This is a genomic window from Helicobacter sp. MIT 03-1616 (assembly GCF_000765685.2).
Taxonomy (GTDB): Bacteria; Campylobacterota; Campylobacteria; order Campylobacterales; family Helicobacteraceae; genus Helicobacter_C; species Helicobacter_C typhlonius.
Genome location: NZ_JROY02000002.1, coordinates 133679 through 149404, shown reverse-complemented (window position 1 = coordinate 149404; position 15726 = coordinate 133679). Strand labels below are relative to the sequence as shown.

Genomic DNA, 15726 nt, shown 5'->3' with positions numbered 1-15726 from the left:
ACTGCTTTATTTAGTCTGCTATCTTAGAATAATCTTGTGAATCCAAAGTAACAATATCACGCAAGAAAAAGCGCAAATAAGGATAAAGTTCGCTTAACTCTAAGCCGTGAGTTGTGCCTGTGAGTAAGATTCTAAGAGGCTTGAAAAATCTCTTGCCTTTTAGATTACTTTTTTGCAAAAGCGCGTTTTTCATACTCTCATAGTCTTTTAAATCCTCGCTGTGAGATTCTATCATCTCGCGCAAAAACGCATAAAGCATCCTACATTCTTGCTCGTAACTCTCATCATTTTCTTTTTGCATAATATTCTTTGGTGCAAAAATGCACCCAATCTTCGCGCGTATTTCGTTGAGCGTGCTTGCCTCTTGCAAATGTAGCTTTGCCAAAGCCCCAACGCTTGGATCTTTACTATCAAGCAATAGAGCAAATTCCTGCTCATTGAGTGTTTTGAAATGCTCTCTATTTAAGAATCTAAGCCGCTTAATATCAAACTTCACGGGTGATTTTGCAATATGCTTAATATCAAACCACTCATAAGTATCTTGGAGCTTAAAAACCTCGCTTGGCACGTGATTTCCCATAGATACGAGATAATTGACAATCGCTTGAGGCAAGAAACCCTCCTCTAAAAGCCACGCCACTGATGATGCGCTATCACGCTTACTCATCTTGCTCCCACTCTCTCCAAGTATAATAGGCAAATGCGCGTATCCTAATACCTTATCATAACCTAAAGCGCGATGAATAAGAATCTGACGAGGTGTGTTACTTACGTGGTCTTCACCACGCACAATAAAACTTATATCATACAGCATATCATCAACCGCACAGGCAAAATTATAGGTGGGGATACCATCATCTTTAAGAATCACAAAGCTATCAATCTCATTTGCCTCAAAACGCAATGTGCCTTTGATGGCATCTTCAAAACTAATAGCCTCACTTGCTCCTCGAATACGCACCACAGGCTTAGTGTTACTTGATTTTTCAATTTCTGCCCAAGAAGGATCATAACGAAAAGGTCTTTTTTGTTCTTTTGCTTCAAGTCGTTTGGATTCTAAAAACTCTTTGGAGCAATAGCAGTAAAACGCTAAACCTTTATCAATGAGATATTGCGCAAGCTGGCGATGTTTGTCAAAGTTATCGCTTTGATAGACAAGATTATCCCACAAAAGCCCAAAAAGATTAAGAATATTAAGAATCTCCTTGTCCTTGCCCTCTATATTGCGCGCAATGTCTGTGTCTTCAATGCGTATGAGGAACTTTTGTCTGCTCTGCTTAGCAATAATGTAGTTAAAAATAGCTGCGCGAAGATTCCCAATATGCATATCACCAGTGGGCGAGGGAGCAAAGCGCAACATTATTTTGCCTTAAACATTGCGGCAAATTGCGCGGGATTAAATTCTGGTGGATTTGGCTCTGTCAGGACATCGCTTAAGGTAATAAGCATTTGGCTAATTTCTTGCAACTTTTCCTCTACATAGCTCACAACCTCGCCCATATTGACTTGAGATTCTATAACTTTGCAAAGCGGCAGTGGATTTTGCACGATAAAGCTGTATTGCGTATTGTTTAAGGTTGTATCTAGTCGCGTTTCAAAAAGTCCTACGCCCATAAATGAGGCATTATCCACTATCTCTTGAATACTCACCTTGATATTTTGCATATCTTGTGCCGAAGTATTATGAGCGATTTTTAGAATCTTCCTTAGTGCGACAGAAGTGCTTTGCAGCGCACCTATGAACTCATTTGCACCCTTAATATCCTCTCCAAATTTATGGATAGAATTCGCGTTAAAAGTGCCAAGGGGTGTTTCAAACTGCGAGCCGATGTGTTTTTGAAATGTAGATAGCATATCTTGCATAGCCTAACCTCTTATTTAGCATTTTCCTGTGCGTAAGCATATTTTATTCCATTAAAGGCTTATTGTGATTTGTTTCCCATTCTTATAAGACTTCTATAATTTGCTCAAACATAAAAGTTTTTTTACTTAATTCTCCCTTTGACAAAATAAGGATTCTAAAGTTTCCCAAAGGGGTGTTTATTTTGTAGATTCTATTGTGTAAGTTTTAGAATCTCATACACAAGTGAGGTTTTAAACAAAACTTTAAAAAACCAAAATCTTGCTAATACTCTATCCCCACTTCCTTAAGCCTATCGCGGATATAGCGCATTTGAATGTTTTTATCAAAGCACCATTTGGGCGCAAGGAGGCTTTCATCGTGCGCCCCTGCACTAATTCTTTGCACGACAACATCAGGCGGGATTTTTTGCAAAGATTTCACAATGAGGTTGCTAAAACTTTCTATACTAATAGGCTCATATCGCCCATCTTTGTAAAGTTTGGCAAGTCTTGTGCCATTGACAACATACAGCGGGTGAATCTTAATGCCATTTATCCCCCATTCTAAAACCGAGTTAAGAGAATGCAGCATCATCTCTTCTGTCTCGCCCGGCAGTCCATAAATCAAATGAGCGCAGACTTTCACACCCTTTGCGCGAGTTTTTTCAAACATCTCTTTTGCACCCTCGATTTTGTGCGCGCGATTTGTGCGCTCTAATGTCTCATTATAAACAGATTGGATTCCATATTCGAGCCAAATCTCCTTGCCATTTTTGACATACTCGCCTAAAAGCTCAAGTAGCTCATCTTGCACGCAGTCAATGCGTGTGCCGATACTTAAGCCCACGACATTAGGGAAGCTTAGAGCCTTATCATAGAGGGCTTTAAGCGTATCAAATGGCGCGTAAGTATTGGTATAAGACTGAAAATACACCATATATTTACTCACACCGAATTTTCTTTGATGAAATTCACTATGCCAATAAAATTGCTCTTCAAGTTGTTTAAGCTGTATAGGAAGAAGTGGGTTTGTGCTAAGGGAGAAATTCATCTTTACTTGTGAGATTTTATCTATCTTTATGAGGCTTGGCGAGAAGCTTTCATTATCACAATAAATGCACCCACCTTTAGCAAGGCTACCATCAATATTGGGGCAAGTGAATCCCTGCAAGGAAATGGGGATTTTTCTTACCCTTGTGCCAAATCGTTTTTTAAAATATCGCCCTACACTTAGCACGAGTCGCATTGATGTCCTCTAGTATAATCATCAATATAGCATTCGTCAAAACACGCCTTGCACCAACCTTTGCCCTCTCCGCCTATGCTCCTTACTAACCCATCAACAGAGAGGAAGCCTAGAGAATCCGCACCGATGTATTTACACACCTCTTCAATGCTTTTATTAGCACAAATGAGCTGTTCTTTGTTTGGAGTATCCACGCCATAGTAGCAAGGAGAAATAGTCGGTGGAGATGAGATGAGTAAATGAATCTTCCTTGCCCCAGCCTGACGCAAGATTCTAATAATCTGCTTACTTGTCGTGCCGCGCACCACAGAATCATCAATCACAATAATATCTTTCCCCGCAATAAGCTCCTTAATGGGATTAAGCTTTAAGCGCACCTTGAGTTCGCGCTCTTGTTGTGTTGGCTCAATAAATGTGCGCCCCACATAGTGATTGCGGATAATGCCTAGCTCAAAATCAATGCCACTTTGCTTACTATACCCAAGTGCCGCTGCCACGCCAGAATCTGGCACGGGGATTACCATATCTGCCTCTATCTTATGCTCTTTGGCAAGTTCTATACCCATTTGCTTACGCGCCTTATAGACATTGCACCCAAACACAAAACTATCGGGTCGCGCGAAATATACAAACTCAAACACACAAGGACGAGGGTAAGATTCAAAAACTTGAATGCTCTTAGGCTGCGTATCTGTGAGCGCATATGCGCCATCAAATATTAACATCTCGCCCGGATTTACTTCGCGCACAAATTCCGCGCCAATAAGGTCAAATGCGCAACTCTCACTCGCCACGACATAGCCTAGAGAGCCATCGCTATTTTGAATCTTGCCTAAGCTTAAGGGGCGTAATCCATAGCGGTCGCGTATGGCAAACATTTTGCTTCGAGAGAGAAAGACAAAGCAATATGCACCATCGACACAACCTAGCGCATCAATGATTCTATCTGTAAGTGATTGTTTTTTGCTTTGGGCGATAAGGTGGATAAGATTTTCCGTATCTAAATGACTTTGAAAAATCGCGCCCTTTTGGATAAGCTCCTTACGCACATCTTTAGCATTTGTAAGGTTTCCATTATGTGCGATTGCGATTTCGCCTAGCTCATATCGCGCGAAAATAGGCTGCGTGTCATTGATAGAATCTTCCCCTGCAGTCGAGTAACGATTATGCCCGATACTTGAGCGTCCTTGTAGTTTGTCTAATCGCTTTTGTGTAAAAATCTTTGTTACAAGCCCTGTATCTTTGATTGTGCTAATTTTTGTGCCATTACTCGTGGCTATCCCACTTGCCTCTTGCCCTCTGTGCTGCATCGCAAAAAGTGAATAATAGCTTAGCATACTCGCATTATCGACATTATACACGCCTACAACCGCACATTCTTCGTTCCAACTTTTCATACTCTTAAGCCTTGATTTCATCTTGTATGTATAATTGTATAGCAATAAAACTAAATAAGCAAATCTTTGTCTCTAAAGTGCTAGGGCGTCCTGTATGCTGTATAAACCGCTTTCTTGTTGCACTATCCAACTCGCCATATCAAGCGCACCCTTAGCAAAAGTAAGGCGCGAGGTTGCATTATGAGTAAATTCCAAATACTCGCCATCAAGATAGAATCCTACGCTATGGCGTCCGCACACATCGCCACCGCGCAAACTCATCACGCCAATTTCATTACTGCTTCGCTCACCAATTACGCCATTGCGTCCGCTTACGCGCACTTTGTCTAGGTTTAATCCTCTCGCATTCGCACAAGTCTGCGCAAGAGTGAGTGCCGTGCCTGATGGAGCATCTTTTTTATGTCGGTGGTGAATCTCACAAATTTCTATATCACTCTCTTTTAAAGTCTGCGCTACAAGTGAAACAACTTTATTCAACACAGCTATGCCCTTACTCATATTTGTCGCATATAAAATAGGCATAGTATGTGAGGCTTCTTCAATCAAATGATGTGTATCATTACTTAGTCCGGTTGTGCCTATCACAAGCGGTGTGGGATTGCCCAATGCTACTTCAAGCAAGGCTTTTGTCGCTTCCGGAGAGGAGAAATCAACAATCACATCGCTAGATTGTAAAAACACTTCAAAGTCTCGCGTTACCATTGTGCTAGAAGGCAGGGAATACTGCAACTCATTACGCACATAAATGCTTGAAAGATTAAGATGATTGCTATTTAGAATCTCCTCAATCAGCAGCCTACCCACACGCCCGGTAGCACCAAAAATTCCTACTTTTAGCATAGATTCTCCTTGCAAATTTTAGAATAAAAGTGAGCGCATTATACATAAATAGTGTTACTTGCATTGATTTTGGGTGAGAAATTATACAGCTTAGCTATGTGAATACCCAAGCAAAAGAAACTCATCGCTAAGCTTCAAAGCCAAGAGAATCTTCAGGGCATTAAGAGAACATAAGATACAATGCACTTATTCTCAAAACAAGGAAACAAAATGCTAAAACATCTCATATATTCTACTCTGCTGCTATTAATATGTGTATTTGTAGGGTGTTCAGATTCTTCAGTAGATTCTTTGCCCGAGTGCGTGAATAATGAGGACAAGATAAAAGGTTGTGTGGAGAGAGATTATCATCACAATGGACAATTAAAAATAGAATTTCCATACAAAAATGGCAAAGAAAATGATATTGCAAAAGGGTATTATGAAACTGGAGAGCTTTATATTAAAGCTCCATATACAGATGATTATAAAAATGGTGTTGCAAAAGAGTATGATAAAAATGGAAAATTAAAACAATTGCGTTTATACAAAAATGATACTTTTAAAGTCCAATCATAAGGATTCTATTTGGGATTATTAAGAGCAAAATGCTTTGCAAGGAGCATTTATAAGTTATGCTCTTACATTACATATTTAAAACAAGGCAAAATCTTGCCTTGCCCCGCATATAAGAGAATAAAAGTGTCCCTGCTTACTTATGCTCCAAATACGCAATCGCCTGAAGTGCAGCAGTCGCTCCATCACCCGCAGCGCACACTACTTGCTTAGAAGCCTGCACACGCACATCGCCCGCGGCAAAAAGCCCCTCTATGTTTGTTTTCATAGACAAATCCACTTTGATACTCCCCCATTCATCGCAATCACAAAGCATAGAGCCATTTTCTTGCTTTAATATCGCTGTATTCACATCATAGCCTACAAAGATAAAAATACCGCTTACGACAATATCTTCTAATTTGCCTGAATCTGTGTGTTTGATAAGCACACTCGTTACGCCCGAAGCATCGCCCTTAATCTCCTCGACTACTGCAGGAGTGATAAAGTGAATCTTGTCATTACTCTTTGCGTGTTCGATAGTCGTAGGTGCTGCGCGAAATTCATTTCTCCTATGCACCAAATGCACCTTAGAGCAAATGCGGCTAAGATAAATTGCCTCTTCAAGTGCGGTATCGCCTCCGCCTAGCACAATCACTTCTTGGTCTTTATAAAAGAATCCATCGCAAGTAGCACAAGTGCTAATGCCTCTGCCCCAAAATTCGCTTTCACCTTTAAGATTTGCTTTCTTTGGGCTACCACCAGCGCAGAAAATCACCGCCTTTGATTCTTCACTTTTGCCACCAGCAAGAGAGATAAGGAATGTATCTCCTTTTTTGCTTACGCGCGTTACTTCGCTCATCTCGTGTCGCAACCCAAAGCGGAAGCATTGCTCCTGCCAAGGCTGCATAAACTCCATTCCGCTCACAATCTCTTTCACACCCGGATAGTTTTCTATCTCGCTGCTGCCTGTGATTTGTCCGCCGGGCATTCCTTTTTCAAAAAGCACTACATTTTTAATACCGCCTCGTGTCGCATATAGCCCTGCTGTAAGCCCAGCAGGACCACCACCAATTATTGCTAAATCAATCATTTCATCTCCTTTATTTTAATAAAAATTATCCATTATTAAAAACTATTAGTTTAACCATAAGGTAAATAGGAATATTTTTTTATTTTAATTTAATAAAATTAGCAAGTAGCCTCAATCCTACATCGTGGCTTTTTTCCGGGTGTGGCTGAATCCCAAAGAGATTATCCCTATTTACAATCGCACCAAAAGGATAGCCATATTCACAATATGCGAGAATAAGCTCCTCTTTTGCCTTTATATGAAAGCTATGCACGAAGTATAAAAAGCTCTTATCCTTTATACCCTCAAAAATTTTAGAATCTTGCGCCCTCTGCGTAAAATTAATGCTATTCCAGCCTATATGTGGGACTTTAAGCGGGGCAATGTTGCTAAACTCCACCACCTCGCCCTGCATTAGTCCAAGCCCCCTATGCTCCCCAAACTCAAAGCTTTTTTCAAATAAAAGCTGCATACCAAGGCAGATTCCAAGCAGATATTTGCCACTTTGTGCAAATTCTTTAATCGCTTCATCTAAATGAGAATCTCTCAAATGCTCCATTGCATTGCCAAATGCCCCCACACCGGGCAAAAGTAGCTTATCGTAGTCTTTGAGCTTTTCAGGACTAGATTCTATACAAACTTCAAATTTTGGCACATCACCTTGATTACTCACAAAGCTAAACGCATTTTGCACGCTGCCTAAATTGCCTACCCCATAGTTAATAATGCCTATTTTAGTCATTTACAAATCCCTTTAACCATTCTTTATTGCGCACTATCACACTTTCCTTTTTTTGCAAGAGACTATCGCGTATATGCTCTAGTTCCTCACCACTTAGCATACTCATCACCGAGCGCGAAAGCGCGGTAGGCGAGGCTGTAGGAAAAGTGTTAAGCAAAGATTCTATTTCTGCTATAAGCGCGTCTTTGGAGGTAATCTCACCATTTTTGCTTATAAATGAATCCATTACTATCCCTTGCTTAAGTTGCGTGAAGTGTAGGCGCGTATATGTCCCTGTAAAGTCTCCGCAAAAATAGCCCAATATGGCTTATCTTGTGGCAAATTTTCATAAAAAACTTGCAACATATCATAATAATCCGCCTCTGTAATACTCCCTTTTAATAGCTCGTATTTGAGATAAAGCCAATAGGTATTAAGCACATCGCTATGGCAGTAGTGATTGATACGCATTAAGGCTTTGATTTTAGATTCTCTTATCACATTAGAATCTGCAGAGCTATGTTCTTGCTCTATCTCTTCTTTAAATACTTCATCGCTACAAAGATAAGTTTCAAAAACCTGTGAGCCATTCATATCATATTTACCCACTAAGCCAAGCATAGCGCAGAGATTATTAAGGCTAAGTGTGCGCACCGCACCAAAACTTCCCAAACTATCAAGCAAATCTGTGTGAAACTCCTCGCTGTATCGTTGGCGATAATTTTGCCATTTGTTTTTATTAAGCGCGTGATTGTCCTGCTCGTAGTAGGCAAAGGCGTTTATATCATATCGCATAGCGCGCAAAAGCAAGGTCGGTATGTCAAAACCCCGCCCATTGAAGCTTACAAGTCGCGGATTGCTCTTATTGAAAAACTGCCAAAACTCGCTTATAAGCTGTTTTTCTAAACTATCTAAAAAGGTTTCGCTTTCAAAATCTATCTTGCCATTATCATCGATAAAATTCTGCCTCTGCTTAGAATCTCGCGTGGATTCACAATTTTTAGAATCTACCCCATTTGCACCCACATATGCGCTCACCTCATCTAAGAATCCCCCGCCAAAATGCCCTACTTTTTTGAATCTCCCATATTCATCACATATCACACTAGAGATACTTATCACGCGATGAAAGCAAGGTGAGAGAAATTCGCTACCGCTTTTTTCATATTGGGCTTTGAATGCCTCTTTTGCAATTTCTAGCGGTAAGCCTTCATAACCATAGACGCGGGATAAGAGATGAAAATCAGGGATTGTTTCAATATCAAAGACACATATCATTTCATTGCCTTCTTACAAAATCTAGCTACAATATTACCAAAATTTACCAACAAGGACAGAGTATGTATGCGTTATTGAGCGTAAGTGATAAAGAGGGTATTGTCGAGTTTGCAAAGGATTTGGTGGCTTTGGATTATAAGATTCTAAGCACGGGTGGGACATTAAGCCTTTTGCAAAAGGCACAAATAAAGGCTATTGATGTGAGTGATTTTACACAAAGTCCAGAAATGTTTGATGGACGCGTGAAAACCTTGCACCCTAAGATTCACGGGGGAATTTTGTTTCGAAGAGATAATGCACAAGATATAGCCACAGCAAAAGCAAATCATATAGAATCCATTGATATAGTATGTGTTAATCTCTATCCCTTTAAACAAACCATTGAACGCACTGATGATTTTAATGAAATTATTGAAAATATTGATATTGGCGGTCCAACTCTCGTGCGTGCTGCGGCAAAAAACTATGCAAATGTGCTTATTATTACCGATAAAAACGACTATAAGCCCATTATAGAATCTTTACGCAATGGGCAAAATACATTGGAGTTACGCAAAGAAATGATGATAAAGGCTTACTCACACACCGCAAGCTATGATGTAATGATTGCAAACTATATGAATAAGCGATTTAAGCAGGGTTTTGGGGAACATTTCTTTATTCAAGGACAAAAGATTATGCAAACGCGCTATGGTGAGAATCCTCACCAAAAAGGCGCACTCTATGGCTTTGGCACATTTTGGCAGGAACAATTTATTATCAAAAAGGGTGAAGCAAGTTTTAATAATCTCAATGATATGAATGCGGCGATTAAAATCGCTACAAGCTTTGGTAAAGAAGCAAATGCGGTGTGTATTGTAAAACACGCCAATCCTTGCGGCTTTGCACTTAAAGATTCGCTTTTGAGTTCTTACAAGGCTGCCCTTGCTTGTGATAGCATCAGTGCTTATGGTGGTGTAGTAGCAGTAAATGGCATAGTGGATAAATCCCTAGCAGAAGAGATAAATAAAATTTTTGTAGAAGTGCTTATTGCGGGAGATATTACAGAGGAAGCACTCAAAATTTTTGAAAGCAAAAAGCGTATGAAAATCTTTACACAAAATGATAAGGCTTTGAGTTTGCCTTGTGATATGTATGATTTTAAGCACATACAGGGAGGATTTTTGCTTCAAGAGAGCGATAAAGTAAATAAAAGCGAGATAGAGAACGCCACGCTTGTGAGCAAGAATGTTGCAAGTGAGAATCAAAGACAAGATTTAAAAATCGCCTATATCATTGCTGCACTTACCAAATCAAATTGCGTAGCTTATGTTAAAGATGGCGCACTTGTGGGTATCGGCATGGGAATGACAAGTCGCGTTGATGCAGCAAGGGCAGCAATGGCAAAAGCAAAAGATATGAATCTTAACCTGCAAGGCTGCGTATGTGCTTCTGAAGCCTTTTTTCCATTTCGTGATAGCGTGGATTTAGCTCATCAATATGGCGTGAGTGCGATTATTCAGCCCGGGGGCAGTATCCGCGATGATGAAGTGATAGCCGCGTGTAATGAATATGATATGGCGATGTATTTCACGCATACAAGGCATTTTTTACACTAAGGAGAGTATATGCGCGAGACTAATTGCAAAGGGCTTATTTTTGAACCTCTCACATTAAAAGAATTTCTTGCTTCTTGCAACAAAGACTACTTAGAATCTAGCCTAAGCAATTCACAAAAAAGTGATTTCAAGCAAAAAGTAGTGCAATATTTGGAATCCTACGAGCAGAACAAAGGACACAATGAAAGTGCTATCGTAGCAAACGCCCTTGCGCCTTTTTTAAAAGAGTTAGGATTCCACGCTCAACCAGCCTACAAACAGCAAGGCAATAGCGAAATTGACTTGAGCTTGCTTAAGGATTCTAAAGTTGAAATCATCATTGAAGCCAAGAAGCAGCCAATCAATGCAAAAGAAATGTTTAGCCCAAACAAGCCAAATTGCAAAGCATTGCACGAGTGCATTTTGTATTATTTTCGTGAGCGCGAGGGGGATAGTCAAACCCTAATCCCAAATGTAAATCTTAGATTCATCATCATCACAGATTTTACACAATTTTATATTTTTAGTGCAAGAGAGTTTGAGCGGCATTTTTATAAAAACAAGGCAATTTCAAATCTCTATAAAACGCACAAAGAAAAAGGCTTGATTGATAATTCAAAAGATTTTTACACCGAAATCCAAAAGATTCTAGTTAAGCAATTAAATGGGGGGGGGGGGGCAGAAGAGAATTTAGTAGAAGATTCTGCGCTTAGATACACCGCTTTTGATTTACGCAACGACAAACACCTAAATATCGCACATAAGATTCTAAATAGAGATTTCTTACACCACGAATACAAGCAAGACCCCAACGCACTTAATCCACGATTCTATAAAGAGCTCTTGCATATTTTAGGGCTAAAGGAATTTGACAGAGGCGGTAAAATCACGATTGAACTTGATGATACCCAAAGCGTAAGTTTCGCTAAGCACATTGCCTCTAAATTAGAATCCCATAACGAACCTAGCGACTTTGAAGCGGTGATGAGCCATATTTTGCTTTGGCTCAATCGCATTTTGTTTCTCAAACTCATTGAAGCAAATCTCCTCGCCTTTAATGGCTTTGATAAATCTCTCAACTTCCTAAGCAGTGCAAAAATTACAAGCTTTAAACACTTAAGCCACCTCTTCTTTGAAGTTTTAGCGCGAGATTATGAAGCAAGAGGGAATGATAAAGGCTTTAACTTCCTGCCCTACCTCAACTCCTCGCTTTTTATTAAAGATGAAAGGCTAGAGACTTTGGATATTGCCTTGCTTGATGATGCTTTAGAAATTACAATTTTCCAATCCACGCAAAGCACGCATAAAGCGGGGAGCAAATGCGCTTTTCTTACCTATCTTTTTGACTTTTTAAACGCCTTTGACTTTGGTAAAAAGCGCGAAGATTCTAAAGCCCCTTGTCATTCTGAGGCTTTAGCCGAAGAATCTCAAAATGTAGAATCTAGCGCAGAATCTCACGATATAGAATCTAGCGATTCTAAAGACTTAATCCGCTCAAGTGTGCTAGGCGCAGTCTTTGAAAAGCTCAATGGCTACAAGGAGGGCAGTTTCTACACGCCAAGTTTCATTACAAGCTATATGTGTAAGGAATCTTTAGCAAAAATCGTGGTGGCAAAGTTTAATGCCCTAAATCCCGCGTGGAATGCCAAAACACTAGAAGACCTAAGAGATGAAATCCAAGCAGAGAAGCGCAAAAGTGGCGATAAAGAAGCAGTAAAAGACAAATACAAAAAACTTTTACAAAGCATTAGAATCTGCGACCCAGCAGTTGGAAGCGGACATTTTCTAGTCTCCGCCCTTAGCGAGATGATAAATATCTACTATACACTCGGGCTTTTAGAGATTGATTGTGAGCATTTAGAGATAAAAGATGATGAAATCCACCTTCAAATTGGTAAAGAAAACTTCGCCTACAAGAGACCTGCAAGCGCACAAGATTCTAATCACGCAATCCAAAAGGCACTTTTTACGCTTAAAAAATCTATTATTGAAAATAATCTCTTTGGCGTGGATATTAATCCCAACTCGTGCAATATCGCGCGGCTTCGCCTATGGATAGAGCTACTTAAAAACGCCTATTACTTGAACTTCACAAAAGATAAAGATTCCAAAACCCACAAGCTCCAAACTTTGCCAAATATTGATATAAACATTAAGTGCGGAAACTCGCTTATCTCAAACATTGACACCAACATCACTTTAGATAATTTCACGCACAAGCTAGAATCAAGGCTTACAAAGGCTATTGAAAAAAGGGATTTATTCCTACACCAAAGCCTTATGAGCCAAATCCAAGACACAAAGAAAAAGGCGCAAAGTAAATTCCAAGAAATGAGCCAAAATGCGCGAAAATACAAAAACGAACACGATAAACAATCCGCGCAAATCCACAAGATGGGCTATGAGGAGGCTTACCACTTTCTTTGCGCACTTTTTAAGCGAAATTGCGATGAATACATTAACTTCCATCAAGCCCTAAAGGAATTTTTCTATCAGTATGGCTATATCAATCTCGCACAATTAGAGCCAGAGACTAGATTTCATATAGAATCTTATGCGGAGTCTTTTGACTTTCATAAAAGCGTAAATTTTGAGAGAAGCGCACAAAGAGAGATTCCGCAAAAAGAGCTAGAAAATATCCTAAAACTTATGCGAATTTATGAGGAGTTTCAAAACCAAGCAACTTTTGAATGGCGATTTGCATTCCCCGAAGTGCTAGATAGCAATGGCGACTTCAAAGGCTTTGATTTAGTCATTGGCAATCCGCCGTATATTAGGCAACAAGCAATTACTTCCTTAAAGCCACAACTAAAAAACTACAAGTGCTTTGATGGGGCAGCTGATATTTATGTATATTTTTTTGAGTTAGCCTTTAAGCTATTAGCGCAAAATGCTAGATTTACTTTTGTAACTTCTAATAAATGGGTAAAAGCTGGATATGGGAAACCTTTGCAAAAATTTTTATTAGAAAAATCTTTCATAGAAAGCTATATTGATTTTAGTGGTGTTAAAGTTTTTGATTCCGCAAGTGTTGATGTTAGCATTATTGAAGTAGCCAATTATCAATATAAACAAGAAATAAAATGTTGTGAAATCTCGCAAGAACTAATGGATTCTTTTAAAAACAATATAGAAACAATAATCTCAAGTAAGTATTTTTTAAAGCCTCAATCAAACCTAAATTTAGACTATTTTAGATTTGAAATGCAGGATAACACAACGAACCTTGTTTCTAAGCTAAAATCATTTCCTTTAAAATTCTCTAGTATAGCTCAAATTGCTAAAGGCTCATCAACAGGAAATGATAAGGTATTTTTATTTGATTTTATCGCAGATAATAAAAATACCATAGAAGTAAAAAACGAATTTGGAAGATTCCATATAGAAAAAGAAGTTTTAGTGCCATTTTGCTATGGTGAGGATATTAAAAGGTTTGAATACTGCAAGGCAACAAAATATCTTTTATATCCTTACGATAAAGAAAATATTTTAATAAATAAAAATACACTCCAAAGCGATTACCCACTTGCTTATAAATATTTAGAGAATTTAAAGTCAGTTTTGCTCCAAAGAAAAATAGTTATAGATGAGCAAAATTATTATAAATTTTCAGCTTTAAGAAACGCTCACACTTATAAAGCTGCCAAAATTATGATACCAGATTTACTAAATTATCCAAGATTTGGTTTTGATAATGTGGGAATATTCCATAATGCGAGCATTCACAATGTAGCCTTAAAAGAAAACTATAAACAAATTGAAAAGCTTATTCTAGGAGTTTTAAACTCTAAGCTTTTTTGGTTTTTTATTGAAAAATCAAGCACAAAATTAGGCGGGAGTGCTATAAGACTTATGCCAATCTACATTGATTGTTTTAGTTTTCCCAAAATCACAAAGGCAAACCAAAACATCGCAAATCAAATCATCGCTTTAGTAGATGAGATTCTAAAACTTAAGGCAAAAGATTCCACCTTTGACACTGCCGCTTTAGAATCCCGCATTGATTCTTTGGTGTATGAGTTGTATAATCTCACCCAAGCAGAAATACGTATTATAGAATCTTAAAACTTCATTTGTGTATAATATAAAATCAACGCATAAGGAGTAAATATGACTATAAACTTGAGTGTGGAAAATACTAATGAGGATTTAATCAAAGCGTTTAAAATATGGCTAAGGCATCAGGGGCGAAGCTCAAGATTAAACAAGACAAAGAATTAAGCAAGTCCCTTAAGCAAACAATCAAAGAAGTAAGGCAAGGCAAGGTAGAAAAGTTTAAGGATTTTGAAAGCTACAAAAAGGCTATGGATTCTTAAATGTTTGAAATCCACACTTCCGCAAAGTATAAAAAGCAACACAAGAAACTTGCACTCAATGACAGAATCTTGCTTGATGATATTGTATATAAACTCGCAAACAATCAAACTTTAGAGCAAAAGCACAAACAAATGAAATGCTTTTTGTAGTGTTAGAATAAAAAAGAGCAATAATTATAAGTTCAAGCCCCCTTCAATTTAGGAGAGATAGAGGCTTGAGATAATAAAAGTTAAAGCTTATCAGCGTTTTTAGCAAGGTAATCTGCTACACCTTTTGCATCAGGCTTCATACCCGCATCACCTTTGTTCCAACCTGCAGGGCATACTTCGCCGTGTTCCTCAACAAACAACATTGCATCAACCATGCGAATCATTTCATCAACATTACGTCCAAGTGGTAAATCATTAATCACTGCGTGGCGCACTACTTTGTTTTTATCAATCAAAAAGCTACCGCGAAGTGCTACTGCACCATTGAAAAGCACATCATAATCACGAGAGATTTGTTTTGTAATATCAGATACCATAGGAAATTCCACTGCACCAATCCCACCTTCATTCACAGGGACATTTCTCCACGCAAAATGCACTTCTTTAGAATCTATTGATACACCTATTACATTCACGCCGCGTTCTTTGAAATCTTTTACGCGTTTGCTGAATGCGATAATTTCGCTTGGACATACAAAAGTAAAATCTTTAGGCCAGAAAAATACTACTGCACCATTTTTGCCAAGATTTTGATAAAGGTTAAAGCTATTTTCAAAAGTGCCATCTGCCTTTACTGCCTCCGCTGTAAAATCTGGTGCTGGTTTTGTAACTAACATAATTCAACTCCTAATAAAAAATATTAATAACAAATTGTTATTGAAATGCCATTGTAATACGCGCAAGTAACTCAAT

At 38.7% G+C, this 15726-nt stretch carries 15 protein-coding genes; 5 read left to right on the top strand and 10 right to left on the bottom strand.

All coding sequences use genetic code 11. From position 1 onward, the window contains the following. Window positions 1-10 precede the first annotated feature (10 nt). The 5 genes from gltX to dapB all read right to left on the bottom strand — a co-directional run bounded on the left by gltX (window position 11) and on the right by dapB (window position 5325). A complete protein-coding gene (gene gltX / locus LS67_RS02005) occupies window positions 11-1360 on the bottom strand; it encodes a glutamate--tRNA ligase (protein WP_034327785.1) in 1350 nt (449 codons plus the stop codon). After that, complete coding sequence (locus tag LS67_RS02000; protein ID WP_052082067.1) at window positions 1360-1863, bottom strand: flagellar FLiS export co-chaperone; 504 nt, start codon at window positions 1861-1863, stop codon at window positions 1360-1362. Before LS67_RS02000 ends, gltX begins: the two co-directional genes overlap by 1 nt. Before the next feature lie 262 nt (window positions 1864-2125). Further along, the gene (locus tag LS67_RS01995) at window positions 2126-3088 is read right to left on the bottom strand and encodes a TIGR01212 family radical SAM protein (RefSeq protein WP_034327783.1); all 963 of its coding nucleotides are present in this window, start codon (window positions 3086-3088) and stop codon (window positions 2126-2128) included. Further along, complete coding sequence (gene purF, locus LS67_RS01990; RefSeq protein WP_034327780.1) at window positions 3073-4485, bottom strand: amidophosphoribosyltransferase; 1413 nt, start codon at window positions 4483-4485, stop codon at window positions 3073-3075. Before purF ends, LS67_RS01995 begins: the two co-directional genes overlap by 16 nt. Window positions 4486-4557: 72 nt before the next feature. Continuing rightward, window positions 4558-5325: a 4-hydroxy-tetrahydrodipicolinate reductase gene (gene dapB / locus LS67_RS01985; protein WP_034327779.1), complete on the bottom strand. Its 768-nt coding sequence runs from the start codon at window positions 5323-5325 to the stop codon at window positions 4558-4560. 210 nt (window positions 5326-5535) lie between these two features. Between dapB and LS67_RS01980 the strand changes: the two genes are divergently transcribed. Beyond that, complete coding sequence (locus LS67_RS01980; RefSeq protein ID WP_052082068.1) at window positions 5536-5883, top strand: toxin-antitoxin system YwqK family antitoxin; 348 nt, start codon at window positions 5536-5538, stop codon at window positions 5881-5883. A 133-nt stretch (window positions 5884-6016) separates the two neighbouring features. Here the strand turns inward: LS67_RS01980 and trxB are convergent, their stop codons facing one another. The 4 genes from trxB to LS67_RS01960 form a co-directional block, all read right to left on the bottom strand. Further along, entirely contained in the window at window positions 6017-6952 is a 936-nt protein-coding gene (gene trxB / locus LS67_RS01975) for a thioredoxin-disulfide reductase (RefSeq protein ID WP_034327776.1), read from the bottom strand. Between the two features lie 79 nt (window positions 6953-7031). Further along, window positions 7032-7673 (bottom strand): imidazole glycerol phosphate synthase subunit HisH, encoded by a 642-nt coding sequence (gene hisH, locus LS67_RS01970; RefSeq protein WP_034327775.1) that lies wholly within the window; start codon window positions 7671-7673, stop codon window positions 7032-7034. After that, window positions 7666-7899: a hypothetical protein gene (locus LS67_RS01965; protein WP_034327774.1), complete on the bottom strand. Its 234-nt coding sequence runs from the start codon at window positions 7897-7899 to the stop codon at window positions 7666-7668. The genes hisH and LS67_RS01965 overlap by 8 nt, the downstream gene beginning before the upstream one ends. 2 nt (window positions 7900-7901) lie before the next feature. Further along, window positions 7902-8930, bottom strand: a complete 1029-nt coding sequence (locus LS67_RS01960) for a 3'-5' exonuclease (protein WP_034327771.1) — start codon at window positions 8928-8930, stop codon at window positions 7902-7904. Between the two features lie 62 nt (window positions 8931-8992). Here LS67_RS01960 and purH point away from each other — a divergent pair, with 62 nt between their 5' ends. The 4 genes from purH to LS67_RS09555 all read left to right on the top strand — a co-directional run bounded on the left by purH (window position 8993) and on the right by LS67_RS09555 (window position 14973). After that, window positions 8993-10528, top strand: a complete 1536-nt coding sequence (purH, locus tag LS67_RS01955; protein ID WP_034327770.1) for a bifunctional phosphoribosylaminoimidazolecarboxamide formyltransferase/IMP cyclohydrolase — start codon at window positions 8993-8995, stop codon at window positions 10526-10528. Between the two features lie 9 nt (window positions 10529-10537). Next, window positions 10538-14572 carry a type IIG restriction enzyme/methyltransferase gene (locus tag LS67_RS01950; RefSeq protein ID WP_138109543.1) on the top strand — a complete coding sequence of 1345 codons (4035 nt, stop codon included), beginning with the start codon at window positions 10538-10540 and terminating at the stop codon, window positions 14570-14572. Window positions 14573-14676: 104 nt separating this feature from the next. Beyond that, a complete protein-coding gene (locus tag LS67_RS09560) occupies window positions 14677-14823 on the top strand; it encodes a hypothetical protein (protein WP_161594469.1) in 147 nt (48 codons plus the stop codon). After that, on the top strand, window positions 14824-14973 hold the full coding sequence (locus tag LS67_RS09555) for a hypothetical protein (protein ID WP_156407286.1): 150 nt from the start codon (window positions 14824-14826) through the stop codon (window positions 14971-14973). A gap of 80 nt (window positions 14974-15053) precedes the next feature. Here the strand turns inward: LS67_RS09555 and LS67_RS01945 are convergent, their stop codons facing one another. Beyond that, a complete protein-coding gene (locus LS67_RS01945; RefSeq protein ID WP_034327346.1) occupies window positions 15054-15650 on the bottom strand; it encodes a peroxiredoxin in 597 nt (198 codons plus the stop codon). Window positions 15651-15726: the final 76 nt, after the last annotated feature.